Source organism: Filobacillus milosensis (genome assembly GCF_004402015.1).
Taxonomy (GTDB): Bacteria; Bacillota; Bacilli; order Bacillales; family Alkalibacillaceae; genus Filobacillus; species Filobacillus milosensis.
In genome coordinates this window covers 1-26,717 of record NZ_SOPW01000004.1, presented here as the reverse complement: position 1 = coordinate 26,717, position 26,717 = coordinate 1, and the positions used below count along the sequence as shown (strand labels likewise).

Below are 26,717 nucleotides of genomic sequence, written 5' to 3'. Positions count from 1 at the left end.
CGTGAACTTTTTTTTGTTTCTTTCATCAAACTTTCATAATTGTTCAGTATTCTAAAACTACAGAATGGCAGGTGAGAATATGGTAGCAACATCCACAATTATTTCTTTATCCATGTTAGTTATAAGTTTAGTAACTGGAGCGTTTTTTTATTATGTAATAAGCGTTCAAACTACAAAAGAGAAAAAAGAAGACTTGGAAACTGTAAGTTCTTTCTTTATTAATTTTATTATTTTGATTTGGGTCGGGAAGATAACATTGAACTTATCTTTATTTATTGAAGACCCTATTGCGATATTGGCTTATCCAAGTCAATCAGATGCGTTTTATTTTGCCTTTTTTGCTTCAATTTTCTTATACGGATATAAATTTTATAAAAATGAATTAGTTGTTCGTAGGTTTGTTTATGTAATAGTAAGCATCTTTATATTTTCTTCATTCATCTATGAATTTATTGATCTGGTCTGGCAGGAAAATACTTACACTTGGAGATATTTAAGTTTATTATTTTTCTTATTAGTTATTTATTCATTGATGTCCAATCAATGGAGTTATCGATTAATTAGTTCTGTGATTATTATGTTGTGGGGAAGTGGGCAGATAGTTTTATCATTAACCCAACCTTTCACAACTGTTTTTGGTTACTTAATTTCAGTATGGTTTATTTGTTTAATTATTTTAATAGGAATATTTTTACTACTAAATAAGGAATAGAAAGTGGTGTATTTATGGTAGAAACAGCTGATTTAACGATCTGGTTGGCCCTAGGTGCTGGTATGCTATCCTTTTTATCCCCGTGTACTTTACCGTTATTCCCGGCATATTTATCTTATATTACTGGGGTTAGCGTGAAGGATCTAGAACTGAACAAAGATGCTAAGATTAAGTCAAAATTATTGATACAAGCAGTTTTATTTTTATTTGGAGTATCTTTAGTATTTATCGGTTTAGGTGTAGGTGTCTCTTTCCTGGGGCAGTGGATTCAAGGGCTACTTCTAGGTGATTCTGGTGAATTCATACAAAGAATCGCTGGAATATTCATTATTGTTATGGGACTGTTCGTAGCAGGATGGCTAAATATAACAACTTTTATGAAAGAGAAGCGTTTTCAATTCACAAAAAGGCCTGCAGGTTATTTAGGAACAATTTTTGTTGGAATGGGATTTGCAGCAGGTTGGACCCCGTGCATAGGTCCAATTTTCGCATCAATCTTAGTTGTAGCAGCAAGTAATCCTACCCAAGGCGCATTATATACTATTTTCTATGTCATTGGGTTTGCATTACCATTCTTAATATTAACGTTCTTTATTGGTAAAACAAGGTGGATCGTACGTTACAGTGGTATCATCATGAAGATTGGTGGAACTGTCATGATTTTCATGGGGGTACTGTTATTCACTGGACAAATGTCTCGAATTTCAAGCTTTTTATTAAGGTTAGTTCAAGATACTTGGTTTGCAAACCTAGGTTAACAGGAGGTTTATTATGAAAAAAATAATATTATTAGTGGTCATTGTCGCAATGTTTGGTTGGGCTATTTATGATTTGATTCAACCGGGTGAAGAGAAAAACGAAGAGACTAAGCAAGATCAAGAGGATGGCTTTATGATTAGTAGTGAGCCTAATGATGAAGAGGTTCAATCTAATAGTGATGTTGGTCTGGAAATTGGAAGTGAAGCTCCAGACTTTGAATTAGAAACATTAGATGGCGAAACAGTAAAACTATCAGATTACCGAGGGAAAAGGGTAATGATTAATTTCTGGGCGACATGGTGCCCGCCTTGCCGTGCTGAAATGCCTGACATGCAAAAGTTTTATGAAGAAAAAGACGTCGTAATTCTTGCAGTTAATTTATTTGAAACAGAATCATCTATTCAAGACGTTCATGATTTTAAAGAAGATTTCGAGTTGTCATTTCAAATACCTATTGATAAAAAAGGTGATGTATCAACTGAATATCAAATTTTACCTATTCCAACATCATATTTTGTAGACTCAAATGGCATCATTCAGCATAAGTCCATGGGAGCCATGAATTATGAAATGATGGTAAAGGAATTTGAGAAAATGGAATAGACGTGATCCATCTATTATAATGATGAGGTAGAAGAGGTGTTTATAAGTGGATCAAACCATACTAGTCGTTGAAGACGATCAGATGATTAGAAACTTAATAAAAATATATTTGGAAAAGACTAATTATGAGGTAGTAGAAGCTGTTGATGGAGAGGAAGCAAAAGAAGCTTTTTTGAAACATCAACCCTGCCTTATCATTCTTGATTTAATGTTGCCTAAAATAACCGGTGAAGAATTTTGTGTGTGGGTAAGACAGCGAGAACAGCATGATGTGTCTATTATTATGTTATCGGCCAAAGTACAAGTTGAAGATAAGGTTAATGGATTGCGACTCGGTGCAGATGATTATCTCACTAAACCATTTGAGCCTGAAGAATTATTAGCTCATGTTGAAGCAGTTTTAAGACGTACGGGTCAGTATTGTAAAAAAATCACTTATAATGGTCTAAGTATCAAAGTGAGAAAAGGTGAGGTTCTTTTATATGGTAAACAGGTGAATCTGACAAAGCATGAATTTAATTTGTTATACCACTTCATGTCTCATCCAAATCAAGTTTTTACTCGCGACCAATTAGTCGAACAAATTTATCCAAATAAAGAACATGAAGTGTTGGATCGAACAATTGATGCCCACATTAAGAAACTCCGTGAAAAAATTAAAGATCAACAGAAGCCAAAAAGAATACAAACGGTAAGAGGAATGGGGTATAAATTTGCGCCCTAAAATACCATTTATTAAAGGATTACTGTTTAATTTAACCTTGCTTAATGTCGTAATTATTACTTTGGCTATTGTTTTAAGTAGCTTTGCAATTTATCAAACTGCTTGTTTGTTAGTTGATTCTTTGGGTAATTTAAACGATGAATCACAACAACGTTTTGAATCGTTGTTGTTTCAGTATTTAATCATGTTTAGTTTGTTAACAATAATTATTGGAAGCGTACTTCATTTTTATTTGACCAGGAACATCATTCATCCAATCAGAGAGGTTATACAATCTACTAAAAGCTTAAAAACAGGTGAATACCCTAACCCTGTAAACTATACTTCAAGTAATGAGATTGGTGAGTTAGTACACCATTACAATGAGTTAGTTGAACAGTTAAAATCAAGCAATCATATAAGGCGAAAGATGGTATCAGATTTATCACATGAAATTCGCACGCCAATTTCTAATCTGAATGGCTATTTATATGCACTGAAAAATGGAGATATCAAACAAGAGTATGAAGTGTTTAATTCTTTATATGAAGAATCGCAACGGTTAAAACTTCTTATTGAAAATTTAGATCAATTAAAGGAATGGGATTATTTAAAGACACAAAAGGTCACTATTAAAAATCCAGTGAACATACAAGAGCTGATTAATCAGTGCGTGTCTTTATTTATGTGGAAGTTTGATCAGCGTGGAATTTCTCTCAATATTAATGTTCAGCAAGTTAAGATCAATGTGCAAAAAGAGGGCATCCAACAAGTTATATTTAATTTGTTAGAAAATGCCCTTCATTATCATGCAGGAGATTCACCAGTTACTATAAGTGGTATTAAGAACGACAAATGTTACGAGGTATCAATTACTAGTGAAGGAAATCCAATACCACATGAAGAACATTCCAAAATTTTTGATCGATTCTACCGTTTAGACCAGAATAAATCAATGAATAATAGAGGAAGTGGCCTAGGATTAGCCATAGTTAAAGAAATTGTTAATCAACATCACGGAACGATAGGAGTAAAGACAACTGATCAAACCAATCAATTTTGGTTTGAGTTACCTATAAAAAAACAATGAGGGCACGTTTGCAATGTGCAGCTCATTGTTTTTCTAATAAATGTTCGTATGGTGAGAAATCTATTTGTTTCTCATTCAATCTTTTGACTAAGAACTTGTGATCTCTTTTAGGCGTGGCCAGAATATACCCTTCAACAATAACATCTAGTGTTATTTTTTTGCGTCTGCGTTGCAATGCAACTTCACCAATTTTTGCAGCAATTTTTTGTTTAGCAACATCTCTAAATAGTTGAGGGACAGGCTCTACTAAATCATTAAGTAACTTTTTTTCTTCTTTACCCCACATATGGATCGTTTGATCGACATAGTATTCTTCCCAATCAATAATGGATTTACCATCTTCTTTAGGGAGTTTTTTTAGAAATTTACGAAACATAAAAAAACCGCCAATTCCTAGTAAACCAATCATGATCAGACCCCAAAATATAATAAGATATCCAGTTATTTCTGACATGGATTTCACTCTCTTTAATTGATATTGGCGGGACTGTGTGGGAATCGAACCCACCGGAGACGACACGCGCCTCCCAGGCGGTTTTGAAGACCGTGACAAGCACCAGCGTTGTAACCAGCCCCATTTCTTTCATCATTATAGTTTGTTGAATAGTAGAATACAAGTAAAAAATTCATGGTATTAGCCCGTAAAGTAATTGTAATAATTCTAAAAATTTCAATAATTACAAATCGTTTTTGCTATTACGACAATTTTTGGTTAAAATAGAAGTTGTTATAATTTTTAATGTCATATCATAGTATTTTGTATATATAGGGTCGTTTTTTGGGGGGATTAATCGAATGAAGAAACATTCGTTAGTTATGAGTGGGGATAACCAATTAGATTTAGAACAGGGATTATTGAGTTCTGCATTTCAATGGTTTGATAATAATTCAACAAATATTAAATTAATATTCGATGAAAATTACAAAATTGTTTATATTTCTTATTCTGCTGAAAAAATCCTTGGTTACAAAAAGGAATGTTTTTTAGGTAAAGATTTATTAAATTTCATTGATGAGTCAGATGTTGAAAATGCTAAGAAATATATTAATTCCCTTGGTTTTGATCGAATTAATGTTGAGTTAGCATTCAAAAATAATGATGATCATACCATTTATACCGCAACTCACTTAGGGAAAATCAATGACGATCACAAAGGAAAAACCTACTATATAGCTGTTATTAATGACATTTCAGAGCTGAAAACCGCTAGAAAAATGTTAATGAATTCCGAGAAGCTATCTTCTGTAGGACAACTAGCTGCGAGTGTTGTGCATGAAATTCGTAACCCTTTAACTTCAATAAAGGGCTTTCTCCAACTTCTGGAAAACGATGTTAAAGATAAACCAGAATATTTTAATATTATGACTGAAGAAATCGAGAAGATTGAATCTATTACAACAGAATTATTATATATTGCAAAACCATCACCGAACCAATTTAAAAATGAAAATATTACAAATACAATTAGTGAAGTATGTCTTTTAATGAAGTCTCAAGCACGATTATATGATATACAAATTGATTTTAAGTCTGATAAAGACCATTATATTAATTGTGATCGTTCACAAATTAAGCAAGTTTTTATTAACTTGATTAAAAATGCAGTTGAGGCAATGGAATCTGAAGGTACCATACGTGTTCACGTTTATAAGGATGATTCATTAACAATTGATGTGATTGACGAAGGAGTGGGGGTTCCTGATGATTTGAAATTACGTTTAGGTGAACCATTCTTATCAACCAAAGAGAAGGGTACCGGGTTAGGATTAATGGTGACTAAACAAATTTTAAACAATCACCACGCTTCACTTAATGTATTAGATAATAAAGAAAAAGGTAGTATTTTTAGAGTTCGATTCTATTAAATTGAAAAAATTACTAAATTAAATAGTTGGTGTATACGGCATGAATAAACATAATTTCACAATTGGCATGGCAGGCCACATTGACCATGGTAAAACTGAATTAGTGAAAGCCTTAACTGGCGTTGAAACAGATCGGTTAAAAGAAGAGAAAGAGAGGAAAATTTCTATTGAACTAGGTTATGCACCTTTATTTCAAAATGACGATATGAGTGTTTCTATTATTGATGTACCTGGTCATGAAAGATTTATACGTCAAATGATTGCTGGGGTCAGTTCAATAGATTTAACACTATTAGTTATAGCTGCGGATGAAGGGGTTATGCCACAGACTATTGAACATTTAGAAATTCTTAATCATTTAGATATTCAAAATGGATTAATTGTAATTACAAAAATAAGGCTAGCAGATCCTGATTTATTGGCTGTCGTTAGAGAAGAAATTGGGGACTTAGTAAAAGGAACCGTATTTGAAGGTAAATCAATATTTGAGGTTGATTCCATAAACGGAGAAGGTATAGAACAACTGAAGACAACCATTCAAGATTTATTAAAAAACATTACACCCAAACCTTCTAATGGTGCATTATTTTTCCCTATTGATCAAAGTTTTCATATTCATGGTATAGGTACTGTTGTTAGAGGAACAATTGTTGAGGGAATGGTTAAGGCTCAAGAAGAGTTAATCATTTTACCCTCGCAGAAAAAAGTACAAGTTAAAAGCATTCAACAATTCAACGAACCTGTTCAAGCTGCATATGCAGGACAACGTGCCGCTATAGCATTAAAAGGTATAGATGCTAATGAAATTAACAGAGGTTCTGTTGTTACTAATAATCATCATGCTGAAATTACTAATCGAGTTGATATTGAATTAAATATAAGTCCTCATTTAACTACCGTAGTCAAACAACGTACTCCTATTAAGTTACATACTGGAACCAATGAAGTTTATGGGAAAATTATTTTTTATGATCGAAACAAATTAGAGAATAATGAAGATATTATTTACGCTCAATTAGTTTTGGATCAGACTATATTCGTGATAAAAGACCAACGTTTTATTTTAAGAAGAGCTACCCCTATTGAAACAATAGGCGGAGGGAGAATTATTGATCCTTATGCGGAGAAACACAAGCATGGAGAAGAAACTGTTGTTAACTTAAAGCAAAAAGCAGCTTTTGATGAAAAGGACTATATTTTAAGTATTATTAATAACCAACCTGGAATCAAACTAGATGAACTCATTAGGTTATTAAATTACACACCTGAATTAGAGAAGTTAATAAAAGAACATTATTTAGTGATTATTGATCAAAGATTGTTTTCAGTATCCTTAATAAACCAAATCAAGACGACGATTAATCAATATCTTTCTGAGTTTCATCTTAAACATCCTTTGTTACTAGGGATGAATAAGTCAGAGCTTACCTCAAAGTTACCTTTATCCAATGAAAGTAATTGGATTATAGTAGAGGATCTTATATCTGGAAAAGAAATTATTCAAACTCAAAACTTCCTGGCTCTACCTGATTTTAAAGTTGAACTTTCAAATGGTGAGGAACAAACTTTAAGTTTATTATTAAGTGATTTAAAAAGTGATGGGTTGAAAGTAAAAGAAATAAGCTCTTATTTAAAACACCATTCACTGAACAACAAAGAAGATTTCTTAATATATTTATTACAGCATGAATATATCCATCATTTACAAGGTGAACTATATATTGAAACTAATGCTTTTAAACACTTAATTGAACAACTATATAAAAAAACAGGTGCATCTTTTTCATTAAAAGAAGCTAAAGACATTCTTGACGTTTCACGAAAATATTTAATCCCTTTCTTAGAGAAGCTGGATAAATTAAATATTACTAAAAGAGTTGAGAACCAGAGATATTGGGTTAATAAATAAAGAGGCTCTCCCTTCGTCATTTATATGACGTTGGGAGAAGCCTCTTTTTACTTTACAGATATCGCTTTAGGTTGTTTAGCAGTAATTCTTCCAATTATTTTAGCATCGTGGTCGGATGAATTGTTTAACGAATTGATATAAGATTGTGCTTCATTTTCGGGCATCGAGATTAATAAACCGCCTGAAGTAATGGCATCTGATAATACATACTGGTCCAGCTCTTTCAAGTTTGAATCAAATTCAACATCTTGCTTTAACCATGATAAATTTGATTTTGTACCACCAGGAATTGCACCCTGCTTAGCTAATTCAATCGTTCCATCTACTATTGGAACTTGATTATAGTAGAATTCCATAGAAACCTGACTTGCATTAGCCATTTCCAGGGCATGTCCTAATAAGCCAAAACCAGTTACATCAGTAACTGAATTTACATGAAATTGCTTGAAAAGGTCTGCTGCATCTCGATTCAGTTTGACCATCCACTTGATGGCTTCATCAGTAATATCTGAGCTAGCTAACCCCTTTTTAATTGCAGTAGTAATGATTCCAATTCCTATTGGCTTAGTTAACACTAATACATCATCAATTTGGGCATTGGAATTAGTAAGAATGTGCTCAGGGTGAGCAATTCCAGTTACAGATAAACCGAATTTAGGTTCCTTATCATCGATTGAATGACCGCCAATGATTGATCCCCCAGCTTCAGAAACTTTATCTTCAGCTCCTTGTAGAATTTGGGCTAACAGATCAGCACCATATTCGTTTACAGAGAAACCCACGATATTTAATGCGGTTTTCACTTCAGCTCCCATTGCATAAACGTCACTTAGAGCATTTGCCGCTGCGATTTGACCGAAAAGGTATGGATCATCAACGATAGGTGTAAAGTAGTCTAAAGTTTGGACGAGAGCGATTTCATCTGTAAGCTTATAAACGCCAGCATCATCAGCGCTATTTTGACTAAATAAGATATTCTCATCATTACTTTTAGTATTAATTTGACTCAACACTTGAGTCAGCTCGCTCGGGGCGAGTTTACATCCTCATCCAGCTTTTGAAGATAAAGATGTTAATTTTATAATTTCATCTTTATTACGATTCAAGGTTCTCACCTCCAATGATGACATTATACTAAAAATCTTTAAAAGTTGAAAAAAATCAATCTTTTTTATAATCTAGTTGTAGAGAGAAAAATAGGAGGTTTACTATGAGTTATAAAGTTTCGATCGAATTTTGCATGATGTGAAACTATGCACCAAAAGCTGCGAGTCTCGCAGAAGAGTTATTTACTGAATATCGTCATCAAATTACTAACATGGAACTAACACCATCATCAGGTGGTGCATTTGAAGTAATAGTAAATGGTGAAAAAATCTATTCTAAGTTAGATACAGGTGTATTCCCAGAAATTGATGAAATTATTAAGCAGATCAATTCAAGTCAGAGCATGCGTTAATTCGCGTGCTCTTTGCTTTAAAAAGCCATTTCACTGAGGCTGAAATTTTAAATATTAAGTAAAAGAGGACTGTAAATTATGACACATTCTTTGCGTGTAATACCTCCAATTCATGAACTTTTACAACAAGACAAATTATTAGAAATTAAAGATGACTATCATCTTTCTGATGCTTCTTTAAAGAGAGGCGTACAAAAGGTAACTGAGTCTTTACGTACTTTAATTTTAAAAGAAGAAATTCAATTAAATTCTAGGGAAGAGGCAATTCAGCACATTATTGAACAAACTATAGTGTGGATTCACGAATATTACTCTTTCAAACTAAAACCGGTTATTAATGCGACAGGAACTGTGTTACATACGAACTTAGGACGGGCTCGGATTGCAGAGTCTGCATTAATGCATATGGTCGAAGTGGGTAGACATTATTCTACTTTAGAATTTGATGAAACAAAAGGTGAGCGTGGTTCAAGGCATTCAATTGTCGAAGAATACTTAAAAGAACTTACAGGTGCAGAAGCAGCTATGGTTGTAAATAACAATGCAGCTAGTGTATATATGATTTTATCTGCATTTGCCAAAGGAAAAGAAGCCATCGTTTCAAGGGGAGAGTTAGTTGAGATAGGAGGAAGTTTCAGGGTTTCTTCTATTATGGAAGAGAGTGGAACAATACTAAAAGAAGTAGGAACAACTAATAAAACGCATTTAAACGATTATAAACAAGTAATAAATGACAATACAAATATGATTATGAAAGTACACACAAGTAATTTTCATATGATAGGCTTTACCGAAAGCGTAGAGCGTGAAGAACTATCTCATTTAGCTAAACAACACAACCTAATTTGTTATGAGGATTTAGGTAGTGGTATGGTATATGATTTGACTCAACATGGAATTGGTCAAGAGCCTTTAGTTAAACAAGTGATAGAATCTGGTGTTGATTTGGTGTCATTTAGCGGTGATAAATTATTAGGTGGCCCTCAAGTTGGTGTAATTGCAGGTAAAAAACAATATATTAATCAATTAAAAAAGCATCAGTTAGCACGCGTATTAAGGGTAGATAAATTATCTTACGCAGCGTTGGAGGAAACGTTAAGATTACTACTAAGGGCAGAATACAAATCTTTAGAAATTCCGACTGTTCGTGATGTTACTATTAGTAAAGAAGAATTAAAGGATCGGGTATTAAATTTCCTTAAACGTACAAATGAAATTTTTAATAATGTTAAATTTGCTGGTGTCGACTTAGAATCAAAAGTAGGTGGGGGAACCTTGCCTGAGGTTGTATTACCTTCTTATGGACTAGTATTGAAAGTGGAGAAGGTTACAATAAACCATTTAATGTATAAGCTTAGGGGTATGGAAATGCCTGTTATTGCCAGGGTGGAAAACAATCAAATAATCTTTGATTTTAGGACGATCAGTCATGAAGAGGAAGATATATTAATTAAACAATTGGTGGTATTAGATGACTCTTTATAAAAGATAGCGTTTTCATAAGTTTTTGCAGCAAAAAAATTAATTTAAACATTTTACTTCTTGAAAATTTTCATATAAAATGTAGAAGTGCGTAAAAGAGTGATTTCTTATCCAGTATCGAAATCATCTATTAAACTACATATCTTCATTAAGGGGGTAATAAACATGACAACAAATAGTGCCTTTAATGCGAAAAAGCAATTTGAATTGAATGGCAAAACGTATAATTACTACCATCTTAAAGCACTAGAAGAACAAGGGTTAGGAAATGTTTCACGTCTACCTTTTTCTATTCGTGTTTTATTAGAATCTGTCTTAAGACAGCATGATGGTCATGTTATTAAAGACGAACACATTGAAAAACTAGCAAAATGGGGTAAAGGTGACTCAGTAGATGTACCTTTTAAACCTTCACGTGTAATCTTACAAGACTTTACGGGTGTGCCTGCAGTTGTTGACTTAGCATCTTTACGTAAAGCAATGGTTGATATGGGTGGAAGTCCTGACCAAATCAATCCTGAAGTACCAGTTGATCTTGTAATTGACCACTCTGTCCAAGTTGATCAATATGGTACTCCCAATGCTCTAAAAGCAAATATGGAAATTGAATTTGAACGTAACATGGAACGTTATGAGTTCTTACATTGGGCTCAAAAAGCGTTTGATAATTATCGTGCAGTACCACCTGCAACAGGTATCGTTCACCAGGTAAACTTAGAGTACATTGCTAATGTAGTACACGAGTTAGAGCAAGAAGACGGAACTTATGACGCGTTTCCTGATACTCTAGTGGGTACAGACTCACACACAACAATGATCAACGGTCTTGGTGTATTAGGTTGGGGTGTTGGTGGTATTGAAGCTGAAGCAGGTATGCTCGGTCAACCATCTTATTTCCCTGCACCGGAAGTAATTGGTGTTAAATTAGTTGGAAGCTTCCCTGAGGGAACAACAGCAACTGACTTAGCTTTAAAAGTTACTCAAAAGCTACGTGAGAAGAAAGTTGTTGGTAAGTTTGTTGAATTCTTCGGTCCTGGTTTAACTGAAATGCCACTTGCTGACCGTGCAACAATCTCAAACATGGCTCCTGAATATGGTGCCACTTGTGGTTTCTTCCCAGTTGATGAAGAATCACTTAACTATATGCGTTTAACAGGACGTTCTGATGAGCAAATTCAATTAGTTAAAGAATACCTTCAAAAGAACGACTTATTCTATACACCTGATCAAGAAGATCCTGATTTTACGGATCTTGTTGTTATTGACCTTTCTGAATTGGAACCAAACCTTTCTGGTCCTAAGCGTCCACAAGATTTAATTCCATTATCAGAAATGAAAAAGTCATTTAACGAAGCTTTAACTGCGCCTGCAGGTAACCAAGGTTTCGGTTTAACTGATCAAGAAAAAGATAAAGAAACTGTTGTTAAGTTTAATGACGGTACTGAAACAACAATGAAGACAGGTGCGGTTGCAATTGCTGCAATCACATCTTGTACGAATACATCAAACCCACACGTTATGTTAGGTGCAGGTCTACTAGCTAAAAACGCAGTAGAAAAAGGTCTAAATGTACCTCCATATGTGAAAACTTCATTAGCTCCTGGTTCGAAAGTAGTTACAAACTACCTAGAAAACTCAGGTTTAATGGAATACCTTAACCAGTTAGGGTTTAACCTTGTAGGTTATGGTTGTACAACTTGTATCGGTAACTCAGGACCGTTACTTCCAGAGATTGAAGAAGCTATTGCAGAGTCAGACTTAACTGTTTCTTCAGTACTTTCTGGTAACCGTAACTTCGAAGGTCGTATTCATCCATTAGTGCGTGCAAACTACTTAGCTTCACCACCATTAGTAGTAGCTTATGCACTTGCTGGAACAGTTGATGTTGATATATTAAACGAACCGTTAGGTCAAGATAAAGATGGTAACGATGTATTCTTTAAAGATATCTGGCCATCATCTGATGAAATTAAAGCGGAAATCAAAAAGGTCGTAACACCTGAAATCTTCCGTAAAGAGTATGAAGAAGTATTCAACTCGAACGAAAAATGGAATGAAATCCAAACAACTGACGAACCTCTTTATGAGTGGAATGATGATTCAACTTATATTCAAAATCCACCATTCTTTGAGGAGATGTCTAAAGATCCAAAAGAGGTTGAACCTCTTAAAAACATGCGTGTCATTGGTAAGTTTGGTGACTCTGTAACAACAGACCACATTTCACCAGCGGGTGCTATTCCAAAAGATATGCCAGCAGGTAGATATCTAATGGATAAAGATGTATCTCCTCGTAATTTCAACTCTTATGGTTCTCGTCGTGGTAACCATGAAGTGATGATGCGTGGTACATTCGGTAACATTCGTATCCGTAACGAAATCGCAGGAGGCAAAGAAGGTGGCTTTACAACATACTGGCCTACTGGTGATGTAATGCCTATTTACGATGCTGCGATGAAATATAAAGAAGTAAATACTGATTTATGTGTGATCGCTGGTAAAGATTACGGTATGGGAAGCTCTCGTGACTGGGCAGCAAAAGGTACTGACTTATTAGGTATTAAGACAGTAATTGCTGAAAGTTTTGAGCGTATCCACCGTTCTAACCTTGTGATGATTGGTTTACTACCACTTCAGTTCCAAGATGGTGACAGCATTGAATCACTTGGTTTAACAGGTAAAGAAACATTCGATGTTGAAGTAACAGAAAGTGTTAAACCTCATGATTTAGTTAAAGTTACTGCAACTGATGAGGATGGTAATCAAAAAGAATTTGAAGTAATTGCTCGTTTCGATAGTGATGTTGAAGTAGACTACTACCGTCACGGTGGTATCCTTCAAATGGTACTTCGTAACAAATTACAAAATGCATAATTTATAAAAAAAGCACATCGCAATTTTGCGATGTGCTTTTTTAGATTAAGCTTGTTTTCGATCATGATTTTCTCTCATCCAATGACGATGTTGGGAGATGGCATTTATAAAAGCTTGGTTAAACTCCTTTAATTCAGTAGCATCTTTAATGGTAACGACACCAAGATTAGAATATACTTCTCCTTGATGGTCATTGGTATAAGCAATATTGTTTACTAAAGTACTAGAAAGTAAATCTAGTGCTTCATTGGTTGCTCCAATTGGTTTAGCATGCGCATAAGTATCATTAACGAAGTCTTTAGTTTCTTTATATGAGGTTAAATTCTGTATATGCTGACCACCCGGAATGTACAGTGCATCATACATAACAGAATGACTGTTAGCAAAACTCTTATCTGGATCTACTTGATCGCCTGCAGCACTGTTAACAGGACTAAGAGTTTTACTAATCACTTCACAATGTAAACCTTGTTGTTGGAAGGCGATCTTAACTTGTTTTAATTCATTATAATTAAAACCTTCATCAAGTATTACCGCTACCTTACGTGTTCGAGCAGTTTTAACTGTATTTTCTTGGCTGAGTGCAGGGGATGTATCAGTTATTTTTGTTTTATTTTTGGTAGCTGGTGCAGAAACACCTATACCTTTAGCAATCTCTCTCGCTAAATTAGTATCAACCTGACTGAACATATCTACAACTTTCTGACTAATCTTTTTGTCCATTACACTTCCAACCTCAAAGTGAAAAGCTTTAATAATATGTTTCTTCTCAGCAGGAGACATACTATTCCAAAATAACGTCGCTTGACTGAAGTGATCGTTAAAGCTCTCACTTCTAGTCCGAACTTTTCGGCCTTCAACTTTCTCTTGGTAATGCTCGTATCCTCCGTCTTTACCTTGAACTGGCATAGGGTAATTGTTCCGTATGGAGTTAGGAAAATATGCGACTTTTCCTCTATCAATTGTCATGCGATGAAAGCCATCTCTTTGATTATTATAGTATTGAACCACTGGTCGGTTAATTGGTATCTCGTGAAAATTTGGACCACCAAGACGCAATAATTGAGTATCTAAGTAAGAGAATAAGCGTCCTTGAAGTAATGGATCATTGGTAAAGTCAATTCCAGGTACAACATTTCCTAAGTGAAATGCTGCTTGTTCAGTTTCAGCAAAGAAATTATCTTGATTTTTATTCAGTGTCATCTTACCTACAATTTTTACAGGTACTTGTTCCTCAGGCCAAATCTTTGTTGCATCCAAGATATCAAAGTCAAAATCAAACTCTTGTTCTTCTTCTATAATTTGTAACCCTAATTCAAATTCTGGATATTCCCCTTTATTAATTGCATCCCATAAATCACGTCGATTAAAGTCAGGATCTTTACCTGCAATTTTTTGAGCTTCATCCCATGTAAGAGAATGGACGCCTAGTTTTGGTTTCCAATGGAATTTGACAAACCTCGCTTTACCTTGTGCATTGACTAACCTAAAGGTATGAACGCCAAAACCTTCCATCATCCTAAAGCTTCTCGGTATACCTCGATCTGATAAAAGCCACATCATCATATGTGCTGACTCTTGATTATTAACAACCCAATCCCATAAAGTATCGTGAGCTGCAGAAGCCTGAGGTATTTCGTTATTTGGTTCTGGTTTAATCGAGTGGACAAAATCAGGAAATTTGATAGCATCCTGCATAAAGAATATGGGCATATTGTTGCCAACTAAATCAAAGTTACCGTCTTCTGTATAGAATTTCGTTGCAAACCCTCGTACATCACGCACCGTATCTGCTGACCCACGAGAACCAACAACTGTTGAGAACCTCACGAATACAGGTGTTTTAATGTTCGGATCCTGTAAGAATTTTGCTTTAGTTAAATCTGTTAAAGGTTCATAAACTTGAAAGTATCCATGTGCTCCAAACCCACGAGCATGAACGACACGTTCAGGGATTCGTTCATGGTCAAAATGAGTCATTTTTTCGCGGAAGTGAAAGTCTTCCATAATAGTCGGACCACGTTCACCAGCTTTTAAGGATTCAGAGGTGTTAGATACTTTAGTACCTTGGTCAGTTGTTAAATCTTTGCCATCATGATCAATTTTAAAGTCATCAAGTTGTTTTTGTTTCTTTGTTGGTTCTTCATGAGGTTTTTTCTCCATATTTGTTACCTCCTATTAAAATTCTAATTCATAGTTTGGCTGTAATATGGAGGATTATTCCAAAAGGTTAACAAAGTTTTCACTAATTTTTAGTATCTACAAATAGGTGAATGCATGATAATTTGATAAGATAATTGAAGAGGAAGTTAGGTGATTAAATTGTTGGATGTTATAAGAATTGGACCACTTAATTTGTATATACCACATCTTTTAAGTATAATAGCTATTTTAATTACTTCTTTAAATGGTTATGTTCTTGTTAAAAAGTTAAGTTTATTGAAAGGTAATACTGCATTTGAACTAGTTATAGAGTATTGGTTAACGTTTATAGTAGTTTGGAAGCTTAGTTATTTCCTGTTACACCCCCAAGATTTAATAAGTTCTCCTTTATCAGTGATCTATTTTAATGGAGGAATGATTGGGGTTGTTTTAGGACTAATAACAGTAATTGGATTCATTTTTATGAAATACAAAAAGCATTTTATTAATTGGAAAATCCAAACTTTACTATTTTTATCTGCATTCATTTTGTATGTGGGAATAAATCAATTTTTTAAATTTATCTATGTACAAGATCTCTTAATGATTTTAGAAGGTGCGACATATATTGCTATAGTAGTTGTCCTATATTTGGAGAAAAGTTATCATCACTTTTATTCACAGTTCAGAACACTACGATGGTTTTTAATTGCATGGGTAGTATTTACAGTAATAAAAGATGAAATTCAATTATATTTAATATGGCTACTGGCTGCATTAGTTATGGCGACAACGACAATTTTTATAGAAGCATTTTACAATAGAAAGGAGAATAATGAATGAAAATTAAAAGGCTGCTTGCCCTGGGCTTAATACTAACTTTGATATCAATTATTGTTTATAATACACTGGCTGAAAATAGTGATGAAAACGAAACAGATGACGCAATCTTTATTACACCAGAAGGGATGGAAGTGGAGTCGGGAGGAATAAGTGTCGGAGACGTTGCCCCGGATTTCCAGTTAGAAACTCTAGAGGGTGAACAAGTAAAATTAAGCGATTTTAGAGGAAAAAAAGTATTTATAAATTTTTGGGCAACGTGGTGTCCACCTTGTAGAGCTGAAATGCCTCATATGCAAGATTTTTATGATAAATATGGTGATGATGTGGTCGTATTAGCCGTAAATGCAACAGGTACAGAAACTAATGTTGAAAAAGTGAAAAAGTTTGTTAAAGATTATGAATTAACTTTTCCAATATTATTAGATCGAACGAATGAAGTAAACATGCGTTTTGAAGCATTATCTCTACCTACAACTTATTTCATTAATACTGAAGGGGTTATACAATTGCAACGCAAGGTAGGCCCGATGTCATATGAAGAAATGGAAAGCTACATGAAGCAGATAGATTAATATGTATATTTTACCAACATAATGGTCAGACTTTTTAATAAATAAAGGTTCGTTAAAAAGGAGACGATTGTGTTGCGTAAAAAAGATTATGTTACATTTCAATCTCTAATTGAGAGTGAAAAAGAAAAAATATTAAAAAACCCAGATGAAATGGAAAAAATCTATGATAAACTGGATGAACGCTTAGGCGTCATAAAAAATAATGAGAAGCATGCATAATGATATAACTTTCTTCACAAAATAAATGCAAACTGTGAAGGAGTTGAATAATATGCCGAACCATAATAAATCAAAGCCGGATGATCGTTCTGACAACGTCGAGAAGATACAATCAACTATTCAGAACACCATTAAAAATATGGAAGAAGCAGAAGAGTCAATGGCGAATGCTGACAGTCCACAACAACAAGAAGAAATTAAAGCTAAAAACGAAAGAAGAAGACAGTCTATTCAAGGTATGCGTGAAGAAGCTAGCGATGAAGCAAGAGATCAATAGAAGCAATTAAAAAGTTGGCAATTGCCAACTTTTTTTATGTAGAATTTCATAAGAGGAAATCTTTAAAGTCATTATGTTAAACTAACAATAGTTAAAGTAGTAATAAGGGGAGAAATTGTTCATGGTTATTAATGAAGCAGATATTAAGGTTAGATATCAAGAAACAGATCAAATGGGTGTGGTTTACCATGCTAATTATTTAGTTTGGTTCGAAATAGGACGAACTCAATTAATTGAACAATTAGGTTTTAATTATGCCTCAATAGAAGATGAGGGAGTCGTCTCACCTGTATTGGATATTCAAGCAAAATATAAACAAGCAGTAAGGTATGGCCAGACCGCAAAAATCAAGACTTGGATTGAACATTATGATGGATTTCGAGTTACATATGGTTATGAAGTATATACACAAGAAGGAACACTTGCCGTTACTGGAGAATCAATTCACGTATGTGTAAAGAAGGCTAATTTCAGACCAATTTCTATAAAAAAACATTTTCCAGAATGGCATGAAGCCTATTTAAAAGCTGTGGAGGAATAGGAATGGCATTTGGTTTAAAAAAAGATGAACTTCTTGCATGGAAACAAAAAGTAAGAAGAGGCGAAATAGCATTCATTACGCACTATTGGTTAGATGACCGTTTTCCAGATATGAAGACAGTCACCAAAGTAGGTTGTAGTAATATGGAAAAGTTAATTAAGTGGGGGAAAAGTTATGGATTAAAGCCTAACTGGATTCATCGTGATGAACATTACCCTCACTTCGATTTAATCGGGTCTTTTCAACGAGATATATTAAAAGCTGAAGGTAAATTAGATCAACTAAATAGGTTTAAATAAAAGGCAACCAGTAACGGTTGCCTTAATCTATTTATCCTTTTTGGGAGGAACAGGATCAAAGCCTCCAGAATGAAAAGGATGACACTTTAATATTCTTTTAATGGTTAAATACAAACCTTTTAAAAAACCAAACCTCTGAAAGGCTTCGAGACCATAAGCTGAACAAGTTGGATGAAATCGGCATGATGGTCCTGTTAAAGGCGATATAAATTTGCGATAAAATTTAATCAAATAAATGAAGATATATTTCATCCATATCACTACTCATTTCGCTTGTCATAAGTAATAGAAGCGATTGCATCGTGAAGGTGTATCGATTCTTCATTAACACATTTAACATGAAACTGTTTAACCATATCCATTTCATATAAATCACTTGAAACTAAACGGACCATATCCTCAACGAAGCGAGGATTCTCATAAGCTTGTTCTGTTACCATTTTTTCGTCTGGACGTTTTAAAACTGGATGAATTCGAGCGCTTGCATTGGATTCAGCCGCTTCAAGCAAAATTTCTTTCCAATCATGTGTTTCATCATCAAACATAGAATCTAAAGTTACTTCAATAGTAACATTACCTCTTTGATTATGTGCACTATACTCGCTAATTTCCTTCGAGCAAGGGCATAATGTAGTGATTTTTGCTGTAAGTCCGACTTTGATATCAAAACCATTTTCGTAATGATAATTAACTTTGATCCAAGCATCTGCGTGATTCATTCCTGGTTTATCAGTATATGGAGCTAATCGCTCAAAAAACCAAGGGAATTCAACAGATAAATCTGCATCTTTTTGTTTTAATCTTCCTTGTAATTCTTTAGCAAATTCTTTCATTGTTTCTATATTAACTTTAAATCCATCTTCATAGTAAGTTTGAAGTTGTTCAGTAAAACGACTCATATTAGTGCCTTTTGAATCTTGTGAGATGGTGGATGCGAAATAGAATTTACCAATTGTAGTTTGTTCCTTAGGCTTTAGTGTACTTGGAACAACAATTGGATGTTTAACATTTGAAATTCCAACAGCATCTAATTCAAACAAAAAGTCTTTCTTTGTATTTTGTAAGTCAGCCATTTCACTTTTTTTATGAGGTTTTGTTCGAGGTCCTGGATCTACAGAACCGAATAATCTATGACGTTCTTTTTTGTTCGGCAATTTTTTCTTAGACTGAATGTTGTCCATATCTACGACTCCTTTCAAATAGAGCAAGTATCATAGCGATACAAATCAAGTATAATGAATTCAATTATCGATATCAATTGATTAAACTTATTCTAAATAAGGGACAACCTCTACATTATCTGTATAGGTTTGAATAAGTTCTTTGGTCTTTTGAAACCATTGATCGGCATTTGATAACCGATATTGTTCTGCTTCAACTAACGGTACTATTTTGAAGTTTCTAAAGTTTTGATAGTGATTATAAGTTGGCATCATTTTAGCATTTGATACAGTGTAGCTGAATTTATTGTTTGGACTAATTGATTTAGTTAGTTCAATCTGCATAATTGACCCGATTAACCTTTCAGTACCAATTTGACCTGATAGAAAGTTTCCTAGTGAGTAAGCTACAAATTTTTTATGTCCATCGTCTGAAGCAATCCAATCAACAGGTTGTAAAACATGAGGGTGATGGCCAATAATTACATCTGCGCCATTATTTGTTAATAGTTCAGCAAGTACAACTTGTTCATCATTAGGTAATGGTTGATATTCATTCCCAAAATGCATACTTACTACTATGAAATCAGTTTTAGATTTAAGCTGTTCAATATCATTTAGTATTTTATTTTCATCGATTAAATTAACTAGATAATCTTTGCCTGTTGGGACTGGTAATCCATTCGTTCCATACGTATATGCTAAGAATCCTACTGCGATCCCTTTCTTTTCTATAATTCGTGCTTTATTACGATCTGCTTCATTTTGATATGCTCCGACATATTTAATACCTAGGTTATTCAAATAATTAGTAGCATTCATTATCGCTTGTTCACCGCGATCTAAAGTATGGTTATTGGCCATTGATACAATGTCCACACCGGAATCCCTAAGTGTTGCCCCCAACTCTTGTGGAGTGTTAAATCTAGGATAGGATGAGAGTCCGATTTCAGTTCCTCCTAGAATAGTTTCTTGATTAGCAAAAGTAATGTCAGCGTGTTTAAGATAATATTTAATATCTTCAAAGATAGGATTAAAGTCGTAACCCTCACTAGTTCTGGCATCTCTATATACTGAACTATGAATGAGTAAATCACCTATAGCATTTAATTTTATACTCGACTCAAAATATTTTTTATTAGATAAGTGATTTTCTGAAATAGTCGGCTGATGAGTAAAAGTAACACTAGCTGCTTCACTTTGGTCGTCTGATAAAATGTAAAATGCTATTGACAAAGCTATCAAAAATACTATTGAAGCAACTATAATCATCTTTTTCATTTTATAACACCTTTCTCATTTTTAAATAAACTCCTATTATGTAGTATGATATTTAAATATAAAAAAATAAGAGAGTCCGAAAAATAGGGGACTCTCAATTACATCCATGTTATTTTGGGTTCGGTTTTATTCTTAATTCGTGTAATATTTGTTCGATGTCTATAAATAACAAATATCGCTAATAATAAAGTAACAATAATTAAACCTATGTCCTGCATAATTATAGATGTAATAACTGCTACTATCCCTGCGATCATCGAAGCTAAAGATACATATTTAAATAATTTTAAAAACGTGAAGAAAGATAAAACCAATACTAAAAATAGTAATGGATTAACCCCTAATAACACACCACCAGAGGTCGCTACCGCCTTACCACCTCTAAATTTTGCGAAAATAGGGTAAGTGTGACCTAACACCGCAAATGCCCCAACAATCAGCGGTTCTAACGATGGTGCTAATAGTAAAACTACAACTATTGCGGCGGTTCCTTTTAAGATATCCAATATTGATACGATTAATCCCGCTTTAATACCTAATACACGAAATGTATTAGTTCCACCTAAGTTACCACTACCGTGTTCTCTTATATCAATCTGATAAAATAATTTACCAATAATTAAAGCTGATGGAATGGAACCTAATAAATAAGCGATGATTGCAAATAAAATATAATCCATAATTGTATCCTCCACCAAGTTTTGCTTATTATATAATATCAAAACTTCGGACAAGAAAGAAGTCTAATTTTATAATTAAACATAATGATATAGCTATGATTTGAGATATCACATAAAAAAAGCTATGCTATTGACAAAAGAATAGTGGAGAAGGGAGTAATTTTTATGAAGAACCCATCCAACGATCAACTAAGTGAAATTTTAGTGAACTCTAAAACTATCGCAGTAGTTGGTTTATCTGATAAGCCCGACCGCACAAGCTATCAAGTCGCAAAAGTGATGCAACAACAGGGGTATAAAATTATACCTGTAAACCCTAATGTGGATGAAGTTTTAGGGGAGAAAGCTTATAATACGCTTGAAGAAATTGAAGAGTCAATCGACATTATAAATGTATTTAGAAGATCGGAATTTTTGATGGATGTGGCTCATGATGCCTTAAAAACAGATTGTAAAATTTTCTGGGCTCAATTGGGTGTTTCTGATGAAAAAGCTTATCAGCTATTGAAAGAACATGATTTTATCGTCATAATGGATTTATGTATTAAGGTCGTGCATTCGGTAACAGTAGGGAATCGAAACTAGGAGTCCTTGAAAATCTCTGTTTAAAAACAGGGATTTTCTTAACTTTTACCGAATGATATAAAAGACAAAACGATTAGGAAGGGGTCGTACGAGTGCCACAGTTCAATGAAGCTTATAATGATGATTCAATTCAAGTACTTGAAGGATTAGATGCTGTAAGAAAGCGACCTGGGATGTATATAGGTAGCACAGACCATCGTGGTTTGCATCATTTAGTTTATGAGATTGTTGATAACGCAGTTGATGAAGCGTTAGCAGGTTTTGGTGAAAAAATTCGTGTAACGATTCACAAAGACGAATCCATTACCGTAAAAGATGAAGGGCGTGGAATGCCTACCGGATTACATAAAACAGGAAAACCAACACCTGAAGTTATATTTACAGTGCTCCATGCCGGAGGGAAATTTGGACAAGGTGGATATAAAACGAGTGGAGGTTTGCATGGTGTAGGTGCATCTGTAGTAAATGCTTTATCTGAGTGGTTAGAAGTTACAATCTGTCGTGATGGTACTAAACACTATATTCGATTTGAAAATGGTGGAAAACCCGTTACAGGCCTTGAGAATAAAGGGAATACCAATAAATCTGGAACTACTATACGTTTTAAACCAGACCCTGCAATTTTTTCAACTATACATTATCAGTTTGAAATATTATCTGAACGCTTAAGAGAAGCAGCATTCTTACTAAAGGGTATAGAGATCATTTTAAAAGACGAAAGAAATGATGAAGAAGAAGCTTATAAATACCCTGATGGGTTAGAATCTTTTGTTGCTTATTTGAATGAAGAAAAAGACGGATTACACCCTGTGGTATCATTTGAAGGCGAACAAAAAGGTATTGAAATGGATTTTGCTTTTCAATATAACGATGGCTATTCAGAGAATATCCTTTCTTTTGTAAATAATGTTCGTACAAAAGATGGAGGTACACACGAATCTGGTGCCAAGACTGCCATTACAAGAGCATTCAATGATTACGCTCGAAAAATGCAATTATTAAAGGAAAAGGAGAAAAACCTTGATGGTAACGATATTCGTGAAGGTTTTACTGCCATTATATCAACACGAATTCCTGAACAATTACTGCAATTTGAAGGACAAACAAAGAGTAAATTAGGTACTCCAGAAGCCAGAAGTGCAGTAGAGAGTATTGTTTCTGAACAGTTAGCTTACTTTCTAGAGGAAAACCCTGAAGTATCCAAAATGCTGATCAAAAAGGCTGTTAAAGCAAGGGATGCAAGGGAAGCAGCACGTAAAGCTAGAGAAGATGCTAGAAATGGAAAGAAAAGAAAGCGAAAAGACTCTTTGCTAAGTGGTAAATTAACACCTGCTCAATCGAAGAACCCCAACAAAAATGAATTATTCCTGGTTGAGGGTGATTCAGCTGGTGGTTCCGCAAAGCAAGGGCGTGACAGACGCTTTCAGGCTATTTTACCTTTAAGAGGTAAAGTTATAAATACAGAAAAAGCTAAAATTGACGATATATTCAAAAATGAAGAAATTGCTACAATTGTTCATACCATTAATGCAGGTGTAGGTGCCGATTTTAATATTGATGATGCTCAATACGATAAAGTCATTATTATGACGGATGCCGATACGGATGGTGCACACATACAAGTGCTTTTACTTACATTCTTTTATCGATACATGCGTCCATTAATCGAACAAGGAAAAATATACATTGCATTGCCGCCATTATTTAAAATTTCCAAAGGAAAAGGGAAGAAAGCAAAAGAAGACTATGCTTGGGATGAAGGCGAAATGCAAAAACTATTAAAAGAGTATAAAAATGGGTACACCATTCAACGTTATAAGGGCCTTGGTGAAATGAATGCTGATCAGCTATGGGAGACTACCATGGATCCAGAAACACGCACACTCATTCGAGTTACGATTGAAGATGTGGCTCGAGCTGAACGCCGTGTTACGACTTTAATGGGTGATAAAGTTGAACCTAGACGTAAGTGGATTGAGACAAATGTTGCTTTCGGTATGGAAGATGAAGATACAATATTAGATAATGAAAGATTGCATAGCTAGGGGGAAAGACGTTGGCAGAACAAGCGAAATATTTAGATTTACCATTAGAAGAAGTTATAGGCGATCGTTTTGGTCGTTACAGTAAATATATTATTCAAGATCGTGCACTGCCAGATGCTCGTGACGGAATGAAACCGGTACAACGCCGTATTTTATATGCCATGCACCAAGAGCGAAACACACATGACAAACCTTTCCGTAAATCTGCGAAGACTGTTGGTACTGTGATTGGTAATTACCATCCACACGGGGATTCATCAGTTTATGAAGCATTAGTTCGTATGAGTCAAACATGGAAAGTACGTCAAGAGTTAGTAGAGATGCATGGAAATAACGGGAGTATAGACGGTGACCCACCTGCAGCTATGCGTTACACAGAGGCTCGCTTATCTGGGATTGCGTCTGAGCTTTTGAGGGATATTGAGAAAGAAACGGTAGACTTTATACCGAATTTCGATGATACAGATTATGAACCGGTTGTGTTACCAGCAAAGTTCCCTAACTTATTAGTAAACGGTTCTACAGGGATCTCCTCTGGTTACGCAACTGAGATTCCACCTCATAACTTATCAGAAGTTATAGACACGGTGATCAAGAGAATTGAGAAACCAGACACAACAGTCGAAGATTTAATGAAGACCTTACCAGGACCTGACTTTCCTACAGGTGGAATCATTCAAGGTAAAGATGGTATTAAAAAAGCATACGAAACAGGTAAGGGTAAAATTGTGGTTCGTGGCCTGGCAGAGATTGAACCTGTTCGTGGTGGTAAAGAACAAATTGTAATTACTGAATTACCATTTGAAGTGAACAAAGCGAATCTGGTAAAAAAAATGGATGAGCTTCGAATTGAACGAAAAGTCGAAGGTATATCAGAAGTTCGCGATGAAACGGATCGTACAGGGTTACGTATTGTCATTGAATTAAAGAAGGATGCAGACAGTACGGGTGTTTTAAATTATTTATACAAAAATACGGACTTACAAATTTCGTTTAACTTTAATATGGTTGCGATTGCAAATAAAACACCTAAAATAATGAACTTGCCGCAGCTGTTAGATTCATATATATCGCACCAACGAGAAGTCGTGGAGCGTCAAACCCAATTTGACTTAAGAAAAGCTAAGGCACGAGCTCACATTGTTGAAGGCCTTATATATGCGATTTCAATTTTAGATGATGTCATAGCAACAATTCGTTCTGCAAATGATAAAAAAGACGCAAAAGATAAGTTAATGAAGAAGTATAACTTTAGTGAAAAACAAGCTGAAGCAATTGTGATGTTGCAGTTATATCGTCTGACAAATACGGATATAACAGAATTACAAGAAGAAGCTGAAGAACTACAAAAAAGAATTGCCGAATTAACTGCTATTTTAGAAGATGAGAATAAATTGTTGAACGTTATAAAAAAGGACTTAAAAACAGTTAAGAAGAATTATAAAACAGATCGCAGAACTCAAATTGAATCAGAAATCGAAGATATAAAGATTAACCTAGAAGTAATGGTACCTTCAGAAGATGTTGTTGTTTCTGTTACCAGAGAAGGTTATGTAAAACGAACAAGTATAAGATCTTATGGAGCTTCTAATATTGAAGATTTACAGATGAAAGACAATGACCGTTTGCTTCATATAATGGAAATTAACACCACAGATACATTATTATTATTTACAAATAAAGGTAATTATTTATATATACCTGTTCATGAACTTCCAGATATTAAGTGGAAAGATATGGGGCAGCACATCGCAAATATTATTCCTATAGACCGAGAGGAATCAATTATAAAAGCGATGCCAATACGTGAGTTCAATGAAGATCAATATATACTTGCTATGACTAAAAATGGCATGATTAAAAAATCAGAATTGAAAGCTCACAAAGTACAACGCTACTCTAAACCTATAACAGCAATCAAGCTTAAGGGTGATGATCAGGTTGTTAACGTCCATTTAACCAACGGATATAAGGATATTTTCTTAGCTTCGAATACTGGATATGGATTATGGTTTCATGAAGATGAATTAAAAACTGTTGGAGTGAAAACCGCTGGTGTTAAATCAATGACCTTAAAAGAAGGTGAACACATTGTTAATGGTGAAGTCTTCGATGACTTACAATCCCCATCATTATTTGTAATTACACAACGGGGTGCCTGTAAGCGAATGAACATTTCTGAATTCCAACAAAGTTCAAGAGCTAAAAGAGGTTTAATCATGTTACGAGAATTAAAACGTAACCCTCATCGTATTGTTGGTTTCCATTTAGTAAATGATGATGCCACAATTTTAATAGAAACCGAAAAAGGTAATTTAAAACAATTGCTACCATTGGAATTTAGGGAAAGTGACCGATATAGTAATGGCTCATTCGTGATTGATACGGACCAAGAAGGCGAAGTCATTAATACACAAATTGAATCTGTATACCATAAACATTTTTCTGATGAAGAAGAATAGTTTAAAAAGAGGCTGGGACATAACTAGTCAAATATAACTTAAAAATGGCATCCATCATAAAAATTAAATGATGGATGCCATTTTTTGATGAATCGATATGATGATTGAGACTTCTTTGGGTGTTCATGGCGGTGTATTTTCTTAAATTCACCGC

At 34.3% G+C, this 26,717-nt stretch carries 25 protein-coding genes, 1 tRNA gene and 1 pseudogene; 19 read left to right on the top strand and 8 right to left on the bottom strand.

Annotated elements, in window-relative coordinates; genetic code table 11:
* The first annotated feature begins 79 nt into the window (after nt 1-79).
* The 5 genes from E3U55_RS04685 to E3U55_RS04665 are packed head-to-tail and all read left to right on the top strand — an operon-like array spanning nt 80 to nt 3,867.
* Nucleotides 80-712 carry a hypothetical protein gene (locus tag E3U55_RS04685; RefSeq protein ID WP_134339190.1) on the top strand — a complete coding sequence of 211 codons (633 nt, stop codon included), beginning with the start codon at nt 80-82 and terminating at the stop codon, nt 710-712.
* Between the two features lie 14 nt (nt 713-726).
* Nucleotides 727-1,470: a cytochrome c biogenesis CcdA family protein gene (locus E3U55_RS04680; protein ID WP_134339189.1), complete on the top strand. Its 744-nt coding sequence runs from the start codon at nt 727-729 to the stop codon at nt 1,468-1,470.
* 13 nt (nt 1,471-1,483) lie between these two features.
* Nucleotides 1,484-2,074 carry a redoxin domain-containing protein gene (locus tag E3U55_RS04675; protein ID WP_134339188.1) on the top strand — a complete coding sequence of 197 codons (591 nt, stop codon included), beginning with the start codon at nt 1,484-1,486 and terminating at the stop codon, nt 2,072-2,074.
* Between the two features lie 46 nt (nt 2,075-2,120).
* Complete coding sequence (locus E3U55_RS04670; protein WP_134339187.1) at nt 2,121-2,798, top strand: response regulator transcription factor; 678 nt, start codon at nt 2,121-2,123, stop codon at nt 2,796-2,798.
* Nucleotides 2,788-3,867 carry a sensor histidine kinase gene (locus tag E3U55_RS04665; protein ID WP_228547472.1) on the top strand — a complete coding sequence of 360 codons (1,080 nt, stop codon included), beginning with the start codon at nt 2,788-2,790 and terminating at the stop codon, nt 3,865-3,867. The genes E3U55_RS04670 and E3U55_RS04665 overlap by 11 nt, the downstream gene beginning before the upstream one ends.
* Nucleotides 3,868-3,889: 22 nt before the next feature.
* Here the strand turns inward: E3U55_RS04665 and E3U55_RS04660 are convergent, their stop codons facing one another.
* The gene (locus tag E3U55_RS04660) at nt 3,890-4,321 is read right to left on the bottom strand and encodes a DUF2621 family protein (protein WP_134339185.1); all 432 of its coding nucleotides are present in this window, start codon (nt 4,319-4,321) and stop codon (nt 3,890-3,892) included.
* A gap of 25 nt (nt 4,322-4,346) precedes the next feature.
* A tRNA-Sec gene (locus E3U55_RS17255) sits at nt 4,347-4,443 on the bottom strand.
* Nucleotides 4,444-4,662: 219 nt separating this feature from the next.
* On the opposite strand from E3U55_RS17255, the gene E3U55_RS04655 reads away from it, so the two are divergent.
* Both E3U55_RS04655 and selB read left to right on the top strand, forming a co-directional pair.
* Nucleotides 4,663-5,733 carry an ATP-binding protein gene (locus tag E3U55_RS04655; RefSeq protein WP_134339184.1) on the top strand — a complete coding sequence of 357 codons (1,071 nt, stop codon included), beginning with the start codon at nt 4,663-4,665 and terminating at the stop codon, nt 5,731-5,733.
* A gap of 40 nt (nt 5,734-5,773) precedes the next feature.
* Nucleotides 5,774-7,642 (top strand): selenocysteine-specific translation elongation factor, encoded by a 1,869-nt coding sequence (gene selB / locus E3U55_RS04650; protein WP_134339183.1) that lies wholly within the window; start codon nt 5,774-5,776, stop codon nt 7,640-7,642.
* Between the two features lie 47 nt (nt 7,643-7,689).
* Here the strand turns inward: selB and selD are convergent, their stop codons facing one another.
* Complete coding sequence (selD, locus tag E3U55_RS04645; RefSeq protein WP_134339182.1) at nt 7,690-8,772, bottom strand: selenide, water dikinase SelD; 1,083 nt, start codon at nt 8,770-8,772, stop codon at nt 7,690-7,692.
* Nucleotides 8,773-8,903: 131 nt separating this feature from the next.
* Between selD and E3U55_RS04640 the strand changes: the two are divergent.
* The 3 genes and pseudogenes from E3U55_RS04640 to acnA all read left to right on the top strand — a co-directional run.
* Nucleotides 8,904-9,101: pseudogene (locus E3U55_RS04640) on the top strand (Rdx family protein); the annotation flags it as partial.
* Nucleotides 9,102-9,179: 78 nt separating this feature from the next.
* Nucleotides 9,180-10,586: an L-seryl-tRNA(Sec) selenium transferase gene (selA, locus tag E3U55_RS04635; protein ID WP_134339180.1), complete on the top strand. Its 1,407-nt coding sequence runs from the start codon at nt 9,180-9,182 to the stop codon at nt 10,584-10,586.
* Nucleotides 10,587-10,748: 162 nt separating this feature from the next.
* Nucleotides 10,749-13,457 carry an aconitate hydratase AcnA gene (gene acnA / locus E3U55_RS04630; protein ID WP_134339179.1) on the top strand — a complete coding sequence of 903 codons (2,709 nt, stop codon included), beginning with the start codon at nt 10,749-10,751 and terminating at the stop codon, nt 13,455-13,457.
* A gap of 45 nt (nt 13,458-13,502) precedes the next feature.
* On the opposite strand, the gene E3U55_RS04625 is transcribed toward acnA, so the two are convergent.
* A complete protein-coding gene (locus E3U55_RS04625) occupies nt 13,503-15,620 on the bottom strand; it encodes a catalase (protein WP_134339178.1) in 2,118 nt (705 codons plus the stop codon).
* Nucleotides 15,621-15,770: 150 nt separating this feature from the next.
* Here E3U55_RS04625 and E3U55_RS04620 point away from each other — a divergent pair, with 150 nt between their 5' ends.
* The 6 genes from E3U55_RS04620 to E3U55_RS04595 all read left to right on the top strand — a co-directional run bounded on the left by E3U55_RS04620 (nt 15,771) and on the right by E3U55_RS04595 (nt 18,350).
* Nucleotides 15,771-16,442: a hypothetical protein gene (locus E3U55_RS04620; RefSeq protein WP_134339177.1), complete on the top strand. Its 672-nt coding sequence runs from the start codon at nt 15,771-15,773 to the stop codon at nt 16,440-16,442.
* The gene (locus E3U55_RS04615; protein WP_134339176.1) at nt 16,439-17,014 is read left to right on the top strand and encodes a redoxin domain-containing protein; all 576 of its coding nucleotides are present in this window, start codon (nt 16,439-16,441) and stop codon (nt 17,012-17,014) included. The genes E3U55_RS04620 and E3U55_RS04615 overlap by 4 nt, the downstream gene beginning before the upstream one ends.
* 72 nt (nt 17,015-17,086) lie before the next feature.
* Nucleotides 17,087-17,233 carry an FbpB family small basic protein gene (locus E3U55_RS04610; protein WP_134339175.1) on the top strand — a complete coding sequence of 49 codons (147 nt, stop codon included), beginning with the start codon at nt 17,087-17,089 and terminating at the stop codon, nt 17,231-17,233.
* Between the two features lie 52 nt (nt 17,234-17,285).
* Nucleotides 17,286-17,510: a small acid-soluble spore protein Tlp gene (tlp, locus tag E3U55_RS04605; RefSeq protein WP_134339174.1), complete on the top strand. Its 225-nt coding sequence runs from the start codon at nt 17,286-17,288 to the stop codon at nt 17,508-17,510.
* A 121-nt stretch (nt 17,511-17,631) separates the two neighbouring features.
* Nucleotides 17,632-18,051, top strand: coding sequence for an acyl-CoA thioesterase (locus E3U55_RS04600; protein WP_134339173.1), 420 nt, complete (start codon nt 17,632-17,634; stop codon nt 18,049-18,051).
* Nucleotides 18,052-18,053: 2 nt separating this feature from the next.
* Entirely contained in the window at nt 18,054-18,350 is a 297-nt protein-coding gene (locus E3U55_RS04595; protein WP_134339172.1) for a hypothetical protein, read from the top strand.
* A gap of 27 nt (nt 18,351-18,377) precedes the next feature.
* Here E3U55_RS04595 and yidD read toward each other — a convergent pair whose 3' ends face one another.
* From yidD to plsY, 4 genes are all read right to left on the bottom strand, one after another.
* Nucleotides 18,378-18,602 carry a membrane protein insertion efficiency factor YidD gene (gene yidD / locus E3U55_RS04590; protein WP_134339171.1) on the bottom strand — a complete coding sequence of 75 codons (225 nt, stop codon included), beginning with the start codon at nt 18,600-18,602 and terminating at the stop codon, nt 18,378-18,380.
* Between the two features lie 8 nt (nt 18,603-18,610).
* A complete protein-coding gene (gene folE2 / locus E3U55_RS04585) occupies nt 18,611-19,531 on the bottom strand; it encodes a GTP cyclohydrolase FolE2 (protein ID WP_134339170.1) in 921 nt (306 codons plus the stop codon).
* An 87-nt stretch (nt 19,532-19,618) separates the two neighbouring features.
* Complete coding sequence (locus E3U55_RS04580) at nt 19,619-20,791, bottom strand: CapA family protein (RefSeq protein WP_134339169.1); 1,173 nt, start codon at nt 20,789-20,791, stop codon at nt 19,619-19,621.
* A 98-nt stretch (nt 20,792-20,889) separates the two neighbouring features.
* A complete protein-coding gene (plsY, locus tag E3U55_RS04575; protein WP_134339168.1) occupies nt 20,890-21,471 on the bottom strand; it encodes a glycerol-3-phosphate 1-O-acyltransferase PlsY in 582 nt (193 codons plus the stop codon).
* A 159-nt stretch (nt 21,472-21,630) separates the two neighbouring features.
* Between plsY and E3U55_RS04570 the strand changes: the two genes are divergently transcribed.
* The 3 genes from E3U55_RS04570 (at nt 21,631) to parC (ending at nt 26,563) form a co-directional block, all read left to right on the top strand.
* Nucleotides 21,631-22,056, top strand: coding sequence for a CoA-binding protein (locus E3U55_RS04570; protein WP_134339433.1), 426 nt, complete (start codon nt 21,631-21,633; stop codon nt 22,054-22,056).
* Nucleotides 22,057-22,148: 92 nt separating this feature from the next.
* The gene (gene parE / locus E3U55_RS04565; RefSeq protein ID WP_134339167.1) at nt 22,149-24,101 is read left to right on the top strand and encodes a DNA topoisomerase IV subunit B; all 1,953 of its coding nucleotides are present in this window, start codon (nt 22,149-22,151) and stop codon (nt 24,099-24,101) included.
* 11 nt (nt 24,102-24,112) lie between these two features.
* Nucleotides 24,113-26,563 (top strand): DNA topoisomerase IV subunit A, encoded by a 2,451-nt coding sequence (gene parC / locus E3U55_RS04560; protein ID WP_134339166.1) that lies wholly within the window; start codon nt 24,113-24,115, stop codon nt 26,561-26,563.
* The last annotated feature ends 154 nt before the right edge of the window (nt 26,564-26,717 follow it).

What these genes read in the sequence shown, in the direction of transcription:
- E3U55_RS04685 (WP_134339190.1), top strand. Translation starts at nt 80, where the DNA reads ATGGTAGCAACATCCACAATTATTTCTTTATCCATGTTAGTTATAAGT.
- E3U55_RS04680 (WP_134339189.1), top strand. Translation starts at nt 727, where the DNA reads ATGGTAGAAACAGCTGATTTAACGATCTGGTTGGCCCTAGGTGCTGGT.
- E3U55_RS04675 (WP_134339188.1), top strand. Translation starts at nt 1,484, where the DNA reads ATGAAAAAAATAATATTATTAGTGGTCATTGTCGCAATGTTTGGTTGG.
- E3U55_RS04660 (WP_134339185.1), bottom strand. Translation starts at nt 4,321, where the DNA reads ATGTCAGAAATAACTGGATATCTTATTATATTTTGGGGTCTGATCATG.
- E3U55_RS04655 (WP_134339184.1), top strand. Translation starts at nt 4,663, where the DNA reads ATGAAGAAACATTCGTTAGTTATGAGTGGGGATAACCAATTAGATTTA.
- selB (WP_134339183.1), top strand. Translation starts at nt 5,774, where the DNA reads ATGAATAAACATAATTTCACAATTGGCATGGCAGGCCACATTGACCAT.
- selA (WP_134339180.1), top strand. Translation starts at nt 9,180, where the DNA reads ATGACACATTCTTTGCGTGTAATACCTCCAATTCATGAACTTTTACAA.
- acnA (WP_134339179.1), top strand. Translation starts at nt 10,749, where the DNA reads ATGACAACAAATAGTGCCTTTAATGCGAAAAAGCAATTTGAATTGAAT.
- E3U55_RS04625 (WP_134339178.1), bottom strand. Translation starts at nt 15,620, where the DNA reads ATGGAGAAAAAACCTCATGAAGAACCAACAAAGAAACAAAAACAACTT.
- E3U55_RS04615 (WP_134339176.1), top strand. Translation starts at nt 16,439, where the DNA reads ATGAAAATTAAAAGGCTGCTTGCCCTGGGCTTAATACTAACTTTGATA.
- tlp (WP_134339174.1), top strand. Translation starts at nt 17,286, where the DNA reads ATGCCGAACCATAATAAATCAAAGCCGGATGATCGTTCTGACAACGTC.
- E3U55_RS04600 (WP_134339173.1), top strand. Translation starts at nt 17,632, where the DNA reads ATGGTTATTAATGAAGCAGATATTAAGGTTAGATATCAAGAAACAGAT.
- E3U55_RS04595 (WP_134339172.1), top strand. Translation starts at nt 18,054, where the DNA reads ATGGCATTTGGTTTAAAAAAAGATGAACTTCTTGCATGGAAACAAAAA.
- yidD (WP_134339171.1), bottom strand. Translation starts at nt 18,602, where the DNA reads ATGAAATATATCTTCATTTATTTGATTAAATTTTATCGCAAATTTATA.
- folE2 (WP_134339170.1), bottom strand. Translation starts at nt 19,531, where the DNA reads ATGGACAACATTCAGTCTAAGAAAAAATTGCCGAACAAAAAAGAACGT.
- E3U55_RS04580 (WP_134339169.1), bottom strand. Translation starts at nt 20,791, where the DNA reads ATGAAAAAGATGATTATAGTTGCTTCAATAGTATTTTTGATAGCTTTG.
- plsY (WP_134339168.1), bottom strand. Translation starts at nt 21,471, where the DNA reads ATGGATTATATTTTATTTGCAATCATCGCTTATTTATTAGGTTCCATT.